At 37.8% G+C, this 17,670-nt stretch carries 17 protein-coding genes; 7 read left to right on the top strand and 10 right to left on the bottom strand.

All coding sequences use genetic code 11. The features are described from left to right. Window position 1: 1 nt before the first annotated feature. The 4 genes from C4F49_RS15745 to C4F49_RS15730 form a co-directional block, all read right to left on the bottom strand. Window positions 2-739: a hypothetical protein gene (locus C4F49_RS15745; RefSeq protein WP_196936790.1), complete on the bottom strand. Its 738-nt coding sequence runs from the start codon at window positions 737-739 to the stop codon at window positions 2-4. A gap of 107 nt (window positions 740-846) precedes the next feature. Then, window positions 847-1,680, bottom strand: a complete 834-nt coding sequence (gene pyrF, locus C4F49_RS15740; protein WP_196936789.1) for an orotidine-5'-phosphate decarboxylase — start codon at window positions 1,678-1,680, stop codon at window positions 847-849. A 1-nt stretch (window position 1,681) separates the two neighbouring features. Next, window positions 1,682-2,275, bottom strand: a complete 594-nt coding sequence (locus C4F49_RS15735) for a TlpA family protein disulfide reductase (protein ID WP_196936788.1) — start codon at window positions 2,273-2,275, stop codon at window positions 1,682-1,684. An 11-nt stretch (window positions 2,276-2,286) separates the two neighbouring features. Further along, window positions 2,287-3,030, bottom strand: coding sequence for an RluA family pseudouridine synthase (locus C4F49_RS15730; protein WP_196936787.1), 744 nt, complete (start codon window positions 3,028-3,030; stop codon window positions 2,287-2,289). Between the two features lie 118 nt (window positions 3,031-3,148). On the opposite strand from C4F49_RS15730, the gene panB reads away from it, so the two are divergent. Both panB and C4F49_RS15720 read left to right on the top strand, forming a co-directional pair. Next, window positions 3,149-3,964, top strand: coding sequence for a 3-methyl-2-oxobutanoate hydroxymethyltransferase (panB, locus tag C4F49_RS15725; RefSeq protein WP_196936786.1), 816 nt, complete (start codon window positions 3,149-3,151; stop codon window positions 3,962-3,964). Window positions 3,965-3,967: 3 nt separating this feature from the next. Beyond that, window positions 3,968-4,573, top strand: coding sequence for a hypothetical protein (locus tag C4F49_RS15720; RefSeq protein WP_196936785.1), 606 nt, complete (start codon window positions 3,968-3,970; stop codon window positions 4,571-4,573). An 8-nt stretch (window positions 4,574-4,581) separates the two neighbouring features. On the opposite strand, the gene C4F49_RS15715 is transcribed toward C4F49_RS15720, so the two are convergent. Next, the gene (locus tag C4F49_RS15715) at window positions 4,582-5,883 is read right to left on the bottom strand and encodes a Gfo/Idh/MocA family protein (RefSeq protein ID WP_196936784.1); all 1,302 of its coding nucleotides are present in this window, start codon (window positions 5,881-5,883) and stop codon (window positions 4,582-4,584) included. A gap of 166 nt (window positions 5,884-6,049) precedes the next feature. Here C4F49_RS15715 and C4F49_RS15710 point away from each other — a divergent pair, with 166 nt between their 5' ends. Together C4F49_RS15710 and C4F49_RS15705 are read left to right on the top strand one after the other, a co-directional pair. Continuing rightward, window positions 6,050-6,910 (top strand): alpha/beta hydrolase, encoded by an 861-nt coding sequence (locus tag C4F49_RS15710; RefSeq protein ID WP_196936783.1) that lies wholly within the window; start codon window positions 6,050-6,052, stop codon window positions 6,908-6,910. 122 nt (window positions 6,911-7,032) lie between these two features. Next, window positions 7,033-7,509: a hypothetical protein gene (locus C4F49_RS15705; protein WP_196936782.1), complete on the top strand. Its 477-nt coding sequence runs from the start codon at window positions 7,033-7,035 to the stop codon at window positions 7,507-7,509. A gap of 172 nt (window positions 7,510-7,681) precedes the next feature. Here C4F49_RS15705 and C4F49_RS15700 read toward each other — a convergent pair whose 3' ends face one another. From C4F49_RS15700 to C4F49_RS15685, 4 genes are all read right to left on the bottom strand, one after another. Beyond that, window positions 7,682-8,134 (bottom strand): ferritin-like domain-containing protein, encoded by a 453-nt coding sequence (locus C4F49_RS15700; protein ID WP_196936781.1) that lies wholly within the window; start codon window positions 8,132-8,134, stop codon window positions 7,682-7,684. 48 nt (window positions 8,135-8,182) lie between these two features. Then, window positions 8,183-9,886: an FAD/NAD(P)-binding protein gene (locus tag C4F49_RS15695; protein ID WP_196936780.1), complete on the bottom strand. Its 1,704-nt coding sequence runs from the start codon at window positions 9,884-9,886 to the stop codon at window positions 8,183-8,185. Window positions 9,887-10,148: 262 nt separating this feature from the next. Then, entirely contained in the window at window positions 10,149-11,000 is an 852-nt protein-coding gene (locus C4F49_RS15690) for an aminotransferase class IV (protein WP_196936779.1), read from the bottom strand. A 15-nt stretch (window positions 11,001-11,015) separates the two neighbouring features. Beyond that, on the bottom strand, window positions 11,016-12,059 hold the full coding sequence (locus tag C4F49_RS15685) for an RluA family pseudouridine synthase (protein WP_196936778.1): 1,044 nt from the start codon (window positions 12,057-12,059) through the stop codon (window positions 11,016-11,018). A gap of 41 nt (window positions 12,060-12,100) precedes the next feature. On the opposite strand from C4F49_RS15685, the gene C4F49_RS15680 reads away from it, so the two are divergent. Together C4F49_RS15680 and C4F49_RS15675 are read left to right on the top strand one after the other, a co-directional pair. After that, window positions 12,101-12,994: a 1-aminocyclopropane-1-carboxylate deaminase/D-cysteine desulfhydrase gene (locus C4F49_RS15680; protein WP_336244707.1), complete on the top strand. Its 894-nt coding sequence runs from the start codon at window positions 12,101-12,103 to the stop codon at window positions 12,992-12,994. Between the two features lie 74 nt (window positions 12,995-13,068). After that, window positions 13,069-15,108: a TonB-dependent receptor gene (locus tag C4F49_RS15675; protein ID WP_231388340.1), complete on the top strand. Its 2,040-nt coding sequence runs from the start codon at window positions 13,069-13,071 to the stop codon at window positions 15,106-15,108. Window positions 15,109-15,249: 141 nt separating this feature from the next. On the opposite strand, the gene C4F49_RS15670 is transcribed toward C4F49_RS15675, so the two are convergent. Beyond that, window positions 15,250-16,527: an ammonium transporter gene (locus C4F49_RS15670; protein WP_418895780.1), complete on the bottom strand. Its 1,278-nt coding sequence runs from the start codon at window positions 16,525-16,527 to the stop codon at window positions 15,250-15,252. A gap of 246 nt (window positions 16,528-16,773) precedes the next feature. Here C4F49_RS15670 and C4F49_RS15665 point away from each other — a divergent pair, with 246 nt between their 5' ends. Further along, a complete protein-coding gene (locus tag C4F49_RS15665; RefSeq protein ID WP_196936775.1) occupies window positions 16,774-17,607 on the top strand; it encodes a helix-turn-helix domain-containing protein in 834 nt (277 codons plus the stop codon). Window positions 17,608-17,670: the final 63 nt, after the last annotated feature.

Below are 17,670 nucleotides of genomic sequence, written 5' to 3'. Positions count from 1 at the left end.
ATTATTTTTTACGTCCAAAATTATAAGTAACTCCTAAAGTAAACACAGAATTGCCAGCTTTCAAATACATATTATCAGCGACACCGATATTAAATCCAGAAGTATATTGCAATTGAAATCCTTTATTCAATTCCAATCTGGTAAAGAAAACAGGTTCGATAAATAGATTCTCTTCATGCTGTGTGTCCAATCCGTTAATCGTAAAATCTTTCATTTGTATTCTACTGACTCGAATGGCTGTTCCATAGTTTAATTCCTTCTTGCCTCCGAAGAGATTTAATTTATTTTTGCGCGTGGACGAATAGTTTACCTGCACAAAGATCTTATCAAAATCAAGCTCCCGGCTTTCGACAACATCATATCCTGTGGTTGATGCTCGAACATCTTCGTCAATCGCTTTTCCCAATCCATAGCCCGCATAAAATTCCAGGACTTGGCGATTTTGTTTTCCCATTGTGGTATAATAACCCAAAGCCGCCTCGCCTAACTTCTGGCTGAATCTCGGATTGCTCCGTTGATTGTCAATGATTGAGCCACTTGCCAGAACAGCTATATGATCAGAAACAGCTACACCTGCGCTTGCGCTGACATTGCCCTTGATATTTGCGTGAGCAGCGACATAACCTTCCCCTTTGTTTCTAAACATCGGTGTCACCGGAACATTCGGCATATAAATCGAACTGCAACTTTGGATAATTACACTGCTAGAAACTAGGAAACCAATAAATAATCTTCTCATACATAAACGTAAACAGCCTTAAAGAATAATTATTGTGCCAAACCTTACCCGAAAATTAATTTACTTTAAAAGAAACAAGATGTATTGAACGCAGTCCAAGCAATTTCTTAGCAAATACCCGCTTTTTCAAGCTCAATCTGCATTTCTTTTTGAAGCTTCTGCGCTTCAATGCGCGCTTGTTCGGCAAAATCGGTTCCTTTGGAAGCATAAATAATATTCCGAGTGCTATTCACCAATAGTCCGCAATCTTTATTCATTCCATATTGGCAAACATCTGAAAGCGAACCTCCCTGCGCTCCTACTCCCGGAACCAATAAGAAATGATCGGGCGCATGTTCACGTATCTTTAAGAAAGCTTCTCCGCGAGTCGCTCCTACTACATACATGGTATTTTCGATCGAACCCCAAGAATTTACTTTCTCTAGAACTTGTTCGAACAATTGAACGCCTTCTGCATTTTCGATATTCTGAAAATCTGCACTTCCCTCATTTGAAGTCAATGCCAAGACGATTGCCCATTTATCCTTAAATTCAAAAAACGGCGTCACAGAATCTTTTCCCATATAGGGTGCTATTGTGATCGAATCAAAATCAAAACCAGAAACTTGAGGATCAAAAAATGCCTTTGCATACATTTTAGACGTATTCCCAATGTCTCCGCGCTTTGCATCAGCGATGCTGAAACAATCTTTTGGCAAAATGGTAGCGGTACGTTGCAAGGATTCCCATCCTTTCAACCCATAACATTCATAAAATGCGATATTCGGTTTGTATGCCACGCACAAGTCGGAAGTGGCTTCGATAATCGCTTTATTAAATGTGAAAATCGGATCCTCTTCGTCCAATAAGTGTTCAGGTATTTTTGTTAGATCGGTATCTAAACCGACGCATAGAAAGCTTTTCTTTTGTTTGATCTGAGCGATTAATTCCGAACGGGTCATCTTATTTGTTACTTAAATCTACTATAAATTGTTCTACTTGCTTTGTGGAATAATCCGCCATGCCTTCATGCCTTGCCGCTATATTTCCTTCTTTATCCAAGATCACCGTAACCGGAATGGATTGTCCGAGCCAAGTATTCGGAATATCGCCTTCAGGAAAATAGATAGGCATATTTAGCTTTTCCTTCTCCATAAATTCCTTTGCCAATTCATTTTCATGATCAATCTCAACCAATAGGAATTCTACATTTGGATTATCCTTCAATTTATCATGCAAAACCTGAATGGATGGCATTTCCTGAATACAAGGGCCACACCATGTTGCCCAGAAGTTGATAAAAACTACTTTTCCTTTTAGCGATGCTGTGTTGATAATCTCTCCCTTTTCGTTAGAGAAAGAAGAACTGACTTGCGCGACGACGGGCGTATCTGGAGCTTTTTCAACTGGAGCTTCTAGCGTAGGTTTGAATAGACCAAGCTTCATCAATCCCTGCTGAAGTAAAGAACGTGTGCTAGGAATAAACAATAAAATGATCAGAACGACCAAAACAACGTAGAGAATGATATTTCCTCGGCTTAATTTAGTTTTATTCATTGTTTTTCAAATTAAGAATCAAATTTCTCCAATTGCTTTAACAACGTATCAAAGTCTTTTGGATATTCCGCTACAAAATGAAATAATTTTCCATCAATTTCAAATTTAATTTCTTTTGCATGCAATGCAAAACGCTTCATGATTGGCTGTTCTTCTTGATCCTTGCCTAAACTAAAACCGCGTTTTTTAATCTGCGATAGATAAACTGGCTTCCCATGGTACATCGAATCGCCGACAATCGCAGCGCGCTGTGTCGCTAAGTGGATTCGGATCTGATGCATTCTTCCTGTTACCGGCTTGCATTCGACTAAGGTATAATGGTTGAAGTAGCGAATGCTATTAAAAACAGTTTCCGCACGTTTACCATTCGCACGATCGATTGAAACCGTGCGATTTCCTTGATTTAAAATCGGTAAATCCACCAACAGATTAGAGAAGGTATGTGTCCCCGAAATGATTGCATGGTATGTTTTATCAACTTTTCTTCTTTCAAAAGCCATTGAAACAGCACGATAAGTTTCTGGATTTTTGGCGATTAATAAGATTCCTGATGTTTCTTTATCCAAGCGATGGCAAACCTGCGCATCGTCTACATATTTTTTTGCTAGGCGCAATATATTGACCTCTCCTCCTTCGCGCTCATCTAAAGAAGCTACGAAAGGCGGTTTATTGATGACAATTAGATTGTCATCTTCAAAAATGATTAAGTCTGTGAATTTTGGAAATTTAAATAAACGGTTTTCGTTTGTACTCATTTTACAAAAATACAAATTCAGAAAGACTTTATCGGATTAGATTATCCTTCTTATTTCATTAAAAGCAAAGGGGTATGGCTAATAATTCCTAATTTTGAGGAAATTAAATGAACAGAACATGTCCGTAAATAAAGTAATCAAGCGAATTACAACATCTACTATAAAAGAATTAAAAGCTAAAGGCGAGAAAATCAGCATGCTAACTGCGTATGATTATTCGATTGCAAAAGTTCTGGATAATGCCGGTGTCGAGGTTATCCTCGTTGGCGATTCGGCTGCAAATGTTATTGCTGGTTACGAAACGACTTTACCGATCACATTGGACCAGATGATTTATCATGCATCGTCCGTAGTGCGAGCGACCGAACATGCTTTGGTGTTAGTTGATTTGCCTTTCGGAAGCTATCAAGGTTCTGCGGACGAAGCTTTCAAATCTGCTGTCCGTATGATGAAAGAATCGGGCGCGCATGCTTTGAAATTAGAAGGCGGCATCGAAATCATTGACAACATCAAGAAAATAATTGCCGCTGGAATTCCAGTCTGTGGTCATTTAGGCTTGACGCCTCAATCCATTAATAAGTTCGGAACATTCGGCGTTCGCGCAAAAGAAGATGCCGAAGCTGAAAAATTAATTGCTGACGCAAAAGCGTTGGAAGAAGCTGGATGCTTCGCCGTCGTTCTAGAAAAAATACCTGCTGCGTTGGCAAAAAAAGTCACTGCATCCTTATCGATGGCTACGATTGGAATCGGTGCTGGTGATGATTGCGATGGACAGGTTTTGGTCGTGAATGACTTTTTGGGCTTGACGAAAGATTTTAAGCCTAAATTTGTAAGACAGTATTTAAAACTATATGACGAAATCTTAGTTGCTGCCGGACAGTATGTGAAAGATGTCAAAAGCGGGAACTTTCCCAACGAACAAGAACAATACTAAACCATGCTAAAGTTCATTTTAATTGTCTGCCTAATCGGATTTTTGTTTTACATCCTTTATAATCGTTTTATCAAACCGAATTTAAAGGGAAACGACGGCAAAATTATTCAGAATAACGGATACTTGCTAATTGATACGACACATACGATCATTAGCAAAGCCACAAACCTCACATTGACAACAGTCGGTATAGGATTTATTCTATTGATTATCGTTTTGGTATTGGCGATTAAAATTAAAATATTACTTTTCTTGCTTCCAATCAGTTTTTACCTAATCGGGCAATTGTTTTTGCTGTCCAATCACGTGAAGACGACGAAGAAACAGCAGATTTGGTTTAATCCACAAAATTCAGCTGTATTCATTGAGCAGATTGATGCAGAAAATATCAATTTCAATTTGTTGAACGATGTTAGACGGGTTCGAGAAGTAAAATCAGTCCAGAATACCAGAGGTCTTTTCTTTGGATATTATGAACTGATTTTATCGCATGACACGATTCAAATTCCTTATTTGGTTGCCGAGAATCCGCAAAACAAATTATTCTTAGAGACACTTCATGCTAATTTTAAAATAGCTGTCGAATCGAAGTTATTTCCGATTATTTAAGCTATCAGTTAACTTATTTTAGGGATTTTATAGTTGTTATAATATTTAGCCGCTAAATATTCGTTGGCTTCTTTTTCGTGAAACCTATTCTTGGCTTTGTCCCAATGCAATTTCTTTCCTGTTCGGTAAGCAATGTTTCCCATTTGCGAAAACTTCGCAATATGTGCGCCTACTTCTATCGGTGCGGCCAATATAGAAGCATTTCTAGTTTGAATCGCCTCCACAAAGTTTGCAGTATGCTTATCAAGTCCATTATCAACCGAGCGTTTTAACGATACGGCTTCCATCCTATTGGACTCGGGAATTACTTCCCAGCCATTTCTATTCAGCACTAAAGTTCCATTGTTTCCTATAAAAGCAATCCCATGATCTCTGGAATAAGGACCTAGGCCTATACCTTTGGTATGCTCCCATTGAATCGTAAAATCATCAAATTCATAAGCCGTCGACAACGTGTCAGGCGTTTCGCTTGCGTCATTCGGATAGGCAAACTTTCCGCCCGAAGCAATAATGGATTTCGGTGTATCGACTTTCATCCCCAAGAGCGCATAATCTAACAAATGGACTCCCCAATCAGTCATTAAGCCTCCAGCATAATCCCAAAACCAGCGGAATTCAAAATGAAAGCGATTCAGGTTGAAAGGCCTTGTTTTGGCAGGGCCAAGCCAAGTTTGGTAATCCACGCCAGCAGGCGGAGCTGTATCTGGTTTAACAGGTACATCATGTTTCCATCCTAGATAAGACCAAGCTTTCACGATACGTATTTTACCCAACTTGCCAGAATGCACAAAATCAATTGCATCTTTAAAATGCTGCTGGCTCCGTTGCCATTGCCCCACTTGAACAATGCTATTGTATTTATTCTTTGCCGCGAGCATTGCATCGCATTCAACAATCGAATTTCCTAAAGGCTTTTCGACATACACATGCTTTCCTGCAGCGCAGGCATCAATCATTTGCAGGCAATGCCAGTGATCGGGTGTTCCGATAATAACGGCGTCGATCGATTGGTCTGCCAATAAATCTTTATGATGATGATAGACTTTGGGTCTTATATTTTTTGTTGCTAATTCTTTCAATCGATCATCAATAACCTGTTGGTCGATATCACAGATGGCTACGCATTCAACATCTTTTAATTTCAAAAATGAACTTAGGTTGGACCAACCCATTCCTTTGATCCCAATTGCACCAATCCGGATTTTTTGTCCTTGCGGACCTGCAAAACTCGTTGAATAAAGCGAACTTAAACCTGCTGAAGCAAGCAATAGCGAAGAATTTTTGATAAATTCCCTTCTGGAATCAAACATACATTTTAGTTTTTTGGTTTAACGAATTTAAGAAAGAAAGAGCCATAAATGCCATATTAAATGTAATAATTATATGCATTTTTTAAAAATTTATCAATTTTACGCTGTTAGAATTTAACATAAATCGGCATTATAATTGTGCGTGTTTTTGCATAAATCCATGATTATGACAAAATTACGAGCCTTCCAATTCCTTAATATATTGATCATTTATTTGCTTTCTGTATCCTGCAGCAAAGACGAGCATATTGAAATATACCCTACGAATCAACTCTATTCGCTTAAAAACGTAAGTTATGGACAAGATCCACTTCAGAAAATGGATATTTATTTACCACCAGGAAGATCAATGAACACGACTAAAATAGCTGTGTTTATCCATGGCGGTGGATGGGAAGGCGGTGACAAAGACGATCTCATACTAAATCAAGAAATAATCAATGGCCTTATGCAAGAATTTCCGGGCTATGCGTTGGTAAATCTCAATTACCGCTTAGTGAAAGGAAATCAAAACCAATATCCTGCAGCAGAGATTGATGTGCAGATGGCAATGGATTTTATCTATTCAAACCTAGATGCCTACCAGGTTTCAACTGAAACATATATGGCGGGATTCAGCGCAGGCGCGCATCTGGCAGCCTTGCATACATTGAAACACAATGATCGAGGTTACATCAAAGGTTGCATAGCGATGTCGGGCGTGTATGATTTTACAGCAGATTTAGAAAACGAAAGCGATGATGCACGGAGGTTTGTCGAACAATTTCTAGGTGGTACAAAGGAAGAAAAAGCAAAAGAATATCAGGATGCGAGCCCTATACATTATGTTTCTGCCAATAGCCCTAAATTTTATATCGTCCATGGGACAAATGATGAATTGGTTTCAATTGGGCAAGCTACCGCTTTTGAAGCTCGGTTGAAACAGCAAAATGTTTCAGTGCTAACATTCTATCATCAAGATAATCATGGAATCGGCGAAGGCTCGCTCAGCAAACTTTTAGCAGATTTAAAATCATTCCTGAACTGAAATAGCTAATTATCATTCAATAACTACAAATCAAAAATATTTAACAAAAATTTTTTATACTCTTAATAAAATTAAAATATAATAATGTAATTTTATGTTATAAATATAAATATATAACAATTATGAAAAATTTAGTCAAAATTGCATTGTTAGGTACCATGATTGGAAGCGTAGTCGCTTGTAATAATAGTCCACAAGAGAAAGCGCAAAATGCTAGCGAAAGTGCAGCAAGCCATGCTGATGCTGCTGCAACTAGAGCGGCTAATGCTGAAGATGTTGCTGTAAACAACGCTGCTGCAGCGATTCTTTATTCGGATATTGCAGCTGCAAACAACGCTGTATCAACAATTCAAACTCCTGCTTTAGAGAAAAATGAGTCTAAAGATTTAGCAAAATCTTTAGCGGATTTAATCATTAAGCGAATCAATGCTACCACTGTAGAAGATGCAACAAAAGCGGAAACTCATATCGCTGAAGAACGCTCTAAAATCAATCAAAAAGCTTTAGATAACAAGATTACTACGGCTGATAGAGATGCGATCTTAAAATACGGTGATGATATGATTGCTGCTGCTAAAACTGCTGCAGGATTGCAATAGTACTTTTCGTAAAAGAATAAAGCCCTGAATGCACCTTGCATTTAGGGCTTTTTATGTTAATGACTATTTATGCAATTATTATCAAGTCCAAAAGTTGGTTTTGTAAATTATATACTGAAACCAAAAAAGCCACAAAAATTTTGTGGCTTTCATTTACTTTATAATTTGTCGCTTATGCGCTGTCGCGCAAAGCTTTGATTTTATCATGCGAATCTTGAATTCCTTTAGACTGATCTAACAAAGTAGGCAAAACTTCTTGTGCAATCTCTGGGCTTTCGATAGCTTCTTTGTACGCTTTTTTGATGGCATCTTCACCGCGTTCAGCTTCGCTCAAAATGCTTTTGCGATCTGATCCGCCGAACAACGCTTTCACATCAATCCAAGCTCTATGCAATCCACCGCTTACGCTCGTTCCATCTTCTGGATTTCCGCCATGCTTCAAAACAATCGCACTTAATTCAACCGCATATTTTTTACTTTGCAAAATATATGCTTCAAACAAAACTTTTAAGTCTAGATTGGCATCATCAATATCTTCGATTGCTTTTTCAAATCCAGCAACACGGTCGTTATTAATCTCAATTAAATCATTTAAAATCGAATTTGTTTTTTCCTGTAGTCCCATAGTATTTGTTATTAGTTTACCTATTCAACAACGGATTAGCATAAATGTTTAGAATTTTTCAAAAATTTTTCTCGCAGCTGTGTCGCAAAAATCAAGTCCGGAATAATCTGGATTATATCCCGCAATCAAAGGAACCGCCATGACATAGAGATTCTCGTTAACCGCTCCGTATTGATTGATTGCCTGGAAATAATCGTTGATCGCTACGCCAGGAACTCTTAAGTAATATTGGTCATCCTGGATATGTTCTATTCGAGGATCTTTATTTTCTAATAGCATTTCCGCGTAAGTTTGATTTCTATATTTGATTCTGGCAGGACTTACCGTTTGAGATTCTCGCAAAGCTGGGAAAGGAAATTCTTCATATGATTGCGCACTTTGTCCTGTACAATCAATGTATAAGGAATAATATTGGCTATGCTTTTGATTGCTTTCTGAAACATAATGATAGGTTGCGCCACCTGCTTCATCGGCTTCAACCCAGCTTGAATCATCGACAACAATCATATCCAAAGCTCCAGCCTGATGCAGTGCTAATAACTCGAGCGTCGATTCTTGAGGCAAAAATGCAATAATAATCGAAATCAAAGGCATTAAATGCGTATTCATGCGGTGTACATCTTCAGCAGAAAAATACTTGGCTGGATAATTCAGCGAATAACTTAAAACCGCTAAAGACTCTTTCCAGCTTATGCCCATTTTCCGTTCGATAGATTTCTGTGCTTGAATATATTCTCCAGCTAGCAAATCAAATGGATCGATAGATTTCCTAAAATTCATAATCCGCTTTACAAATCCTTCAAGCGTATCATGTTTAATTAGTTCGTAAAAATCTGGATCCTCCTCGAAAATCTGCTTTTTGAATTTCTGATCGAATACTTCATCCAAACTAACGAAGCCTCCGTTTCTCGATTTGCTTTCATCAACAAATTCCATATCCCAACCAGAAGTCGCCAAGCCCAGTTGGGCATTGTCGAGGTGAATTCGTACGTCGGGCAAAAGTCCGGAACGGGAATGCATACAAATTTTGAAATTTGGTTTTTCTTTATGTCTAGCATAGGTTAAATAGCCTGAATCCAATTTTGTGAAATTCCCATTTTTTCTGGCTAAAGTTCGGATGGCATCAACCGCAGTTAAGGAGGATCCTTTCAAAGCTACGGGAAAATTTACTTCTAAATCAATCTTGCTTGGAGGATATGGAGAATCAAAATAATTGGGAATTTTAGTCTCATTTTTTCTTGGCCAAACATGGCCTGTACATATGACTACTCTTTCGGTTTCAAAAGTTTCTGACTTATTTGTCAAAATTAAAAAACCTCTTTTATCAGCTTGTTCTTCAATATCAACAACTTCCGTTTCTAGACGTAAATCGATTCGGATATTTTTCTTTGTCAACGCTTCCAAAACCAACTTAAACTGGTCTTCTAAATAATTTCCAAAGAATAAGCGAGGCAATACCTTGTACTCATTGAACTGGTTTCTATCCATGTTGAATTTCTTTAGCTCAGGATCTGTTAGCTCATGAACCCATGATTCCAGCTTTTCCGAAAGAAGAGGGATTTCATTTGCAGAAACATTGGTAACATGCTCCAAACCCGCTCCATATTTGCTGTAAGGCATTCCACACCCTATGCGATTTCCCTTCTCAAATAAAATAATATTCTCTATGATAGCATCTTTTTGTGAAAGATGGTGTAAAAAATACAACGCTGCGGGACCTGTCCCGACGATAGCAATTTGGTGATTAAACATTGTTCGGCAATAATTATTTTCTTGTAAACAATAGTTTCAACAATAAGTTTAACCAATCAATAAATAATTATGCTAATGAAAGAATTTTAGTTGATCTCCAATGCTATCCATATCTTTAAAATGCAATAGTCGTTATAAGATAAGGGATTGACGACCTTAGGATAAAACAATATTTAGTATCGAAAATTTTGATGGTTTCACGAAAACTTTGATAGAGTTTTTTTTAAAATAATTCAATTTTAGAGATGCGCATTGCGCATCTCTAATCTTCATATTTCCAAGTCGTCAATTTCTCTTGAAGAATTCTGGAAATTTTATTGAAATAACGCTTCTGCTTATAGCCCATTACCCATTGAACGCCTTGAACGGCATTTGTGCAGAATATTTCATCGGCTCGCTTCATAATTTCTGGACTAATTTCAGCTTCAACGACTGGAATTTGCTCATCGGTAGCCATATCCATTACCACTGAACGCATCACTCCTGCTACACAAGCTTGGGATAGCGCAGGTGTATATAAAGTTTTCTCGTAATAAACGAAAAGATTCGATGATAACCCTTCACACAAAAAACCTTCTTGATTCAGAATCAAAACTTCATCAAAAGCATGCTTCTTTTTATACAATCCAGCCATCACATAAATCAATGAATTATTTGATTTTAGCTTGGACAGCTCGCTGTAAGGTTTTTTATATTCTGTATACAAGTCGACAATCAAACCTAATTTTTTATCTCGTATAGTATCTGGCATACGGCTAACCTGCAAAACATAAGCCGAACGATTGGTATCAGGACTGTACAATCCTGAACCTTCTCTGTAAACAATCAGACGAACGCGGACTTTCTGTCCGATAAAGTTATTCTTCCGTATCAGTTCTTCGACTTTGGATTTGATAAAATATCCATCGTACTTCTGGAAATCTTCCATGTACAGCATGCGCAAACTATCCTGCAAACGCGCTACATGCAAATGCAAATAGCGGATAGTTCCATCCTGCCAAAGCATGGTCTCAAAAATACCATCTCCATAGCGAAAAGCCCTATTTTCACTTGTCAGAATGGTTTCCGTATCTAAGACTAGGCTCCCATTAAAATTTATATATTGTGCTGACATGCTCTATTTAAATCATTACTTAATTCCATCCTGCGAAAGCGAGGAATAATTGCGCCATTTTTCTAATGCTAAACGAAAATCTTCTGGCATAGGAACTTCTAACCGCACGGATTCTTTAGTTGTCGGATGTTCAAATCCAATCACTTGAGCATGCAATGCCTGTCTAGGCAACAATTGAAAACAGTTTTGGACAAATTGTTTGTACTTATTAAAGACTGTTCCCTTCAATATTTTGTCACCCCCATAACTTGCGTCATTAAATAATGGATGACCAATTGATTGCATGTGCGCGCGAATTTGATGTGTTCTTCCAGTCTCCAATTCACATTCAATTAAAGTCACATAACCCAAACGCTCCAAAACCCGATAATGTGTTACCGACCATTTGCCTTGTTCAGGCTCTTCATACATCGTCATTACACGGCGATCTTTGGGATGTCTTCCAATATAGCCTGTAACGGTTCCATCTTTTTCGATGTCTCCCCATACCAAAGCCACATATTTGCGTTCGATGCTATGCTTGAAGAATTGCTTAGCCAAATAAGTCATTGCCCATTCGGTTTTAGCAATCACCAATAAACCTGAAGTATCTTTGTCAATCCGGTGTACAAGTCCCGGACGTCCATGATTGCCCTGCATGGTTGGCAATTGTGAAAAGTGGTACGTTAATGCGTTGACTAACGTTGAGGTGTAATTATTGTATCCTGGATGGACAACCATTCCAGCTTCTTTATTCACAACCAATAAATCATCGTCCTCATATACAATATCCAAGGGGATATTTTCTGGATAAACTTCCGTGTCACGAGGAGGTTCAGACATCACAACCGATATGACATCCAATGGTTTAACTTTATAGCTTGCTTTGATTATTTTGGTATTCACCAAAACAGAACCAGCATCTATTGCATTTTGAATGCGGTTTCGAGACGCATTCTCAACTCTATTTAATAAAAATTTATCTATACGTAATGGAGCTTGGCCCTTATCGACCACTATATTCAGGTGTTCATACAAATCCTGATCTTCTTGCTCTTGAAATTCCAAATCATCAGCCATTGTACAAAAGTAATTGAATTAGCCCAAAATCCCCTACCTTTATGGATTATATGTTGTCATTCGATATCCATAGTCCTGAACAAGAAATACATTCCACAAAATACCTGGCTAAGGGTGTTCGGGTTTTTGTAAAACGTGATGATTTAATACACCCGTTTATTTCAGGCAATAAATGGAGAAAGTTAAAATACCATCTCATTGAGGCTAAGCGCTTAGAGAAAAAAAAACTTTGCACATTTGGAGGCGCTTGGTCTAATCACCTCTTGGCAACTGCATGCGCCGGAGCTCTTTTTGGTTTTAAAACAAAGGCATTTGTTCGTGGCGAACAAGTAAATAATCCTGTTTTATCTTTATGTCAAGTCTACGGAATGGAACTTGAGTTTGTTTCAAGAGAAAGCTATCGCAATAAAGAAGAATTAAAATCTATTGTAAAAGACAAAGACACATTTATTATTGAAGAAGGAGGATTTGGGCCACTGGCATTAAATGGATGCGAAGAGCTGATTTATGAATTAGCAAACAAGTATAACCACCTATTTGTGGCTAGTGGAACTGGAACAACGACTGCTGGCTTGCAGAAAGGACTTAACAACAGCAATTTAACCACTACACTGCATACCGTTCCCGTATTAAAAAATGGCGAGTTCATTCGAACTGAAATTGAATCTTTAGGTGTTTCAAGCCAACAGATTGAATTTCATACAGATTATCATTTTGGCGGATATGCAAAGTCAAAACCTGAATTGCTGGAGTTTATCAAAACGTTTGTTGCACAGACAGGAATACTGATTGAACCCACTTATACTGGGAAATTATTTTATGCTGTTGATGATTTGATACAAAAAGACTATTTTCGACCCAACGACAAAATTTTAATTCTCCATACCGGAGGATTAACTGGATTTCTAGGAATGTATGAGCGATTTACATTCTAAACCTATAAAAACACACACCAAACCCGATGCATTTTCGACACATTAAAATTATATTTCTTCTTCCACTTTTATCGTTGATTAACAACCTTGCCTTTTCTCAAGACGAGAAAAAAGACAGTGTAATCAATTCAATTTATCCGGTAGATATAAAAGCCTATTTCACATCTCAACCCATTCTGACGAGCACCAGTTCTGCAAAAGTCATCACCCAACAACAGATTCAATCTCAATATTCCGCCACACTTTTATCGGCAATGAACAGCACGCCCGGTATTCGAATGGAAGAGCGTTCGCCTGGAAGTTATCGGATTGCTATGCGCGGAAGCTTGATTCGTTCTCCCTTTGGCGTTCGGAATATCAAAATATACCTGGATGAAATTCCATTGACTGATGCCGGAGGCAATACCTACTTCAACAGTTTAGACCCTGTCGGAATAGGGCAAATCCAAATCATCAAAGGTCCCGATGGTTCATTGTATGGGCCAAATACAGGTGGTGTGATTTCCATTTCGTCCAATGGCTTTGGCGTAGCCAAAAATGAAACTTCCATCAACCTGAACGCTGGAAGCTACGGCACGTTTCATCAGCAGTTTTCAACAAATTATCAAGTCAGCGAAAACTATAAATTCTCATTTGACCAAGCTTTTCTGCGTTCCGATGGGTACCGTGAACAAACTGCTTTGAATAAAAAGTATTTCCAGACTGCACATCAATGGGATTATAGCCCCAGAGGAAATTTAAAAGGGTTGGTTTTGTATTCGGATTTGATGTATCAGACTCCCGGAGGATTAACATTAGCTCAATATCAGGAAAACCCGAGGATGGCAAGACCAGCTGCTGGGCCGAACCCTGGAGCAGTGGAACAGCAAGCCACTATTTACAATAAAACATTTCTCGCGGGACTGACGAATACCTATCAAATAAATAATTCGTTTTCGCACAGTATTACCTTATTTGGAACAAAAACTGATTTTGAAAATCCATTTATTTCAAATTATGAATTTCGTGATGAGAAAAATATCGGTTTCCGAACCTATTTTACCTATAGCCATTCTGCCTCAGATAATATCCAAGTAGAAATGCAATTGGGGGCTGAAGGGCAGAAAGGCTGGTATGCTATTCGAAATTTCGATAACAACGGAGGAACTCCCGGCGATGCCCAAGCAGAGGACGATTTAACCAACGGCCAGCATTTCTATTTCTATAGAACGCAGGTAAAACTAAAAGATAAATTGACTTTAGAAGGCTCCATTGGCCTAAACTTTAATTCAATTGCTTATACCAAATTATTTCCAACCGTAAATAATCCAAGTGGAAATTTAGATTTTGATTCTCAATGGATGCCAAGATTAGCCGCTTCGTATGCGCTTACGCGGCAAATGGCTTTGCGCGCTTCCTATTCAAAAGGATTTTCTACCCCTACGATTTCGGAGGTGCGTTCTTCAGACAATAATTTAAACACGAATCTAAATCCGGAGTCAGGCTCAAATTACGAACTTGGATATCGATTTGAAACAAAAAACAGGCGGTTAATCGCTGACATCAGTGCTTATACGTATCAATTAAATGATGGCATTGTTAGACAGCTAAATGATGTTGGAGCTGAATATTTTGTGAATGCAGGAGTCATCGACCAGAAAGGCGTCGAACTGATGATTTTTGGTCAATTGATTTCGAATTCTTCTGGATTTTTCAAAAACCTTTCACTATCCAGCAACATCACCCATCAGGATTATAAATTTAAGGCTTATCAAGTGGACGAAAAAGATTTTACAGGTAATGCCGTAACTTCCGTTCCAAAATGGATGCTTACCCATACCCTTTCTGCTGCATTTCCCAAAGGTTTTGGGCTAAACTTGCAACATAATTTCACATCGAGAATCCCATTAGACGATGCAAATACTGTATTTGCAGACGACTATCATTTAATGCAGGCGAAAGCATTTTGGAATACGAAACTCAATTCCAAATATGTCCTACAAATTTATGCGGGCATTGATAATCTCTTTAATGAAACTTATAGCTTGGGAAATGACATCAATGCATTTGGAGGAAGATATTACAATGCTTCGATGCCAAGAAACTACTATTTGGGGATAAGAATCACAAGGTAAACCCAATTAGTTATACCTAACATTTTTTTAAGGTTATCATTTTAAGCAAATAAATAAAATATGGCAACTGAACATAAAAAAAACACCCACATCTTTGGAAGATGTGGGGTTTTTACTTAGGTTAAACATGATGGGATATTTTTATAATTTCTCGCCGTGCTGAGAAATATCTAGACCGATTTCTTCTTCTTCTTCGGAAACGCGAAGAGGAGTTATGACATCAGTAAGTTTTAATAAGATATAAGCGACAATAACAATAAAAGCCGTCGCTCCAACAAGTCCGATTACGTGAGCGGTAAACAACTCAGTTTCTCCATAGAACAATCCGTTATGCTCGACAGCTCCGTTAATTGCTTTATTCGCAAAGACACCAGTCAACAACATTCCAACCATACCGCCTACTCCATGACTTGGGAATACATCTAAAGTATCATCCAATTTGGATTTTGTACGCCAAGCAATGCATAAGCGACTGATTATCGCAGCTACTGCACCAATAATCAAGGAATGAGGAATAGTAACAAATCCTGCAGCGGGTGTAATCGCTACGAGACCGACGACCACTCCGATACATACGCCCATTGCTGAAGGCTTAATGCCTCGCGCTGCATCAAAAAAGATATAAGTCAATGCTGCAGCTCCTGACGCGGTTGATGTAGTTGCTAATGCTGTTGCAGCCAAAGCCGAGGCTCCGAACGCTGAACCGGCATTAAATCCAAACCACCCGAACCATAGCAAACCAGTCCCTAATAATACGTAGGTAATTCTAGCAGGTGTATGTTCTCTGTAGTTTTTTCCTTGTCCTAAATAGATTGCAGAAACCAAAGCAGTCAATCCTGCAGACATGTGAACTACCGTTCCTCCTGCAAAATCCAACACCCCCAATTTGAACAATAGCCCATCCGGATGCCAAGTGGCATGCGCTAATGGTGCATAAATAAATATAAAGAATAAACAAATAAATAAAATGTAAGAAGTAAATCGAATCCGCTCTGCAAATGCCCCAGTTATTAATGCTGGAGTAATAATTGCAAATTTCAATTGATATATTGCAAATAAAGTAAGCGGAATAGATGGTGCGCCTGCCCAGGGCGCACCATCTAATACATTGGCAAACATAAAGTATGAACTAGGATTTCCAATGACTCCACCTACTGATTCGCCAAAGACTAAACTAAAACCAAAGACTACCCAAATAACTGCAACGATTGCCATACAGATAAAACTTTGGAGCATGGTAGAAATAACGTTTTTTTTCTTGACCATACCTCCGTAAAAGTAAGCTAAACCTGGTGTCATTATCAGAACAAGCGCTGTCGAAGCTAACATCCAAGCAATATCCGCGTTGTTATAAGTGTAATCCTGACCATTTTTTGGCAAACCAGGGAAAAATAATGCTAAAACAACTAATAAAAGCATTAATATAAAGGGAAACGATGATTTTACTTTAAGAGATTGCATAAATAATTCTAAACTTTGAGCAAATATATAATTAAAATCAAAAATTTTAATAAAATATTTTAAATTTTAAGTTTTATGTCAACAAATAGCTAATGGAATGAATTATTTTTCAAATTTTAGAAGAAAATTTTATAAAAAACTTAATTATGCATACGAAATATTTTTTCTTATCTTAAGATTTTTAAATCAGAGACGTTAAGATAAATGGATTTATTATTTTCAATTCGTAAAGTTGACCGAGCGGAGGCAATTAAAGTAAATAACAGTCCAAATAAGCCGCATGTGCATAATTATGAAGAATTGATTATCGGAATCAAAGGACAATTGCGCCATTTTATCGATTTTAAAGCAAAAATCTACACCTCCCCTTTTATTTCTTTCGTTTCCAAAGGGAAAATTCATCAGGTCGACCCAATACTAGTTGATGATGACTGTGATTTTTGGGTAATCCGTTTCAAAAGCGAGTTTATTCCAGAAACGACATTTCAGCTCTATCAATATTACCACGACCAAGCAAGCCTTATGTTTACATCTAAAAATAGATTTGAACGGATTAATACATTGGCAAAACTTATTCAAGATGAAATGGCGGAAGAAGATTCGGAATTAGCTATTGTCCGGCAGTTATTAGTTACCATCTTTATTAATATTGAAGCCGAAAGAAAACTACAGGAAAGCGACAGCAATGAATTGCTTTGCAATCAGAACATCACCTTCAAAAATTTTTTAGCCATCCTAGAAGAAAATTTCCGGAGACCGGAAGGCGTGGCTTTTTATGCGGAAAAATTATTTATGAGTGCTAGAAACCTGAATAAAATTACTCAAAGCATTTTAAATCAATCTGTATCAGAATTGATTGAGACACGAAAGCTTATTGAAGCTAAAAATTTATTGCTGACTAGCGACAAAACCATATCTGAAATCGGATTTGACTTGGGATATTCTGATAAAGCATATTTCACACATGTATTTAAGAAGAAAGCGGGACAGACGCCTTCTGAATTTAGAAATGAAATTCGTGGTGAAACCTCAAAATAGTTATACCTTTTTACCAATTTCTTATACCTATCGACGAGCATTTAATGCGACCTTTGTTACTAG

It is taken from the genome of Sphingobacterium hungaricum, assembly GCF_015210005.1.
GTDB classification, from domain to species: Bacteria; Bacteroidota; Bacteroidia; order Sphingobacteriales; family Sphingobacteriaceae; genus Sphingobacterium; species Sphingobacterium hungaricum.
This window is presented reverse-complemented; position numbering and strand designations above follow the sequence as displayed.

Excerpts from the sequence above, each read along its gene's own strand:
- C4F49_RS15745 (WP_196936790.1), bottom strand. The coding sequence starts at position 739 with ATGAGAAGATTATTTATTGGTTTCCTAGTTTCTAGCAGTGTAATTATC.
- pyrF (WP_196936789.1), bottom strand. The coding sequence starts at position 1,680 with ATGACCCGTTCGGAATTAATCGCTCAGATCAAACAAAAGAAAAGCTTT.
- C4F49_RS15735 (WP_196936788.1), bottom strand. The coding sequence starts at position 2,275 with ATGAATAAAACTAAATTAAGCCGAGGAAATATCATTCTCTACGTTGTT.
- C4F49_RS15730 (WP_196936787.1), bottom strand. The coding sequence starts at position 3,030 with ATGAGTACAAACGAAAACCGTTTATTTAAATTTCCAAAATTCACAGAC.
- panB (WP_196936786.1), top strand. The coding sequence starts at position 3,149 with ATGTCCGTAAATAAAGTAATCAAGCGAATTACAACATCTACTATAAAA.
- C4F49_RS15720 (WP_196936785.1), top strand. The coding sequence starts at position 3,968 with ATGCTAAAGTTCATTTTAATTGTCTGCCTAATCGGATTTTTGTTTTAC.
- C4F49_RS15715 (WP_196936784.1), bottom strand. The coding sequence starts at position 5,883 with ATGTTTGATTCCAGAAGGGAATTTATCAAAAATTCTTCGCTATTGCTT.
- C4F49_RS15710 (WP_196936783.1), top strand. The coding sequence starts at position 6,050 with ATGACAAAATTACGAGCCTTCCAATTCCTTAATATATTGATCATTTAT.
- C4F49_RS15705 (WP_196936782.1), top strand. The coding sequence starts at position 7,033 with ATGAAAAATTTAGTCAAAATTGCATTGTTAGGTACCATGATTGGAAGC.
- C4F49_RS15700 (WP_196936781.1), bottom strand. The coding sequence starts at position 8,134 with ATGGGACTACAGGAAAAAACAAATTCGATTTTAAATGATTTAATTGAG.
- C4F49_RS15695 (WP_196936780.1), bottom strand. The coding sequence starts at position 9,886 with ATGTTTAATCACCAAATTGCTATCGTCGGGACAGGTCCCGCAGCGTTG.
- C4F49_RS15690 (WP_196936779.1), bottom strand. The coding sequence starts at position 11,000 with ATGTCAGCACAATATATAAATTTTAATGGGAGCCTAGTCTTAGATACG.
- C4F49_RS15685 (WP_196936778.1), bottom strand. The coding sequence starts at position 12,059 with ATGGCTGATGATTTGGAATTTCAAGAGCAAGAAGATCAGGATTTGTAT.
- C4F49_RS15680 (WP_336244707.1), top strand. The coding sequence starts at position 12,101 with ATGGATTATATGTTGTCATTCGATATCCATAGTCCTGAACAAGAAATA.
- C4F49_RS15670 (WP_418895780.1), bottom strand. The coding sequence starts at position 16,527 with ATGCTTTTATTAGTTGTTTTAGCATTATTTTTCCCTGGTTTGCCAAAA.
- C4F49_RS15665 (WP_196936775.1), top strand. The coding sequence starts at position 16,774 with ATGGATTTATTATTTTCAATTCGTAAAGTTGACCGAGCGGAGGCAATT.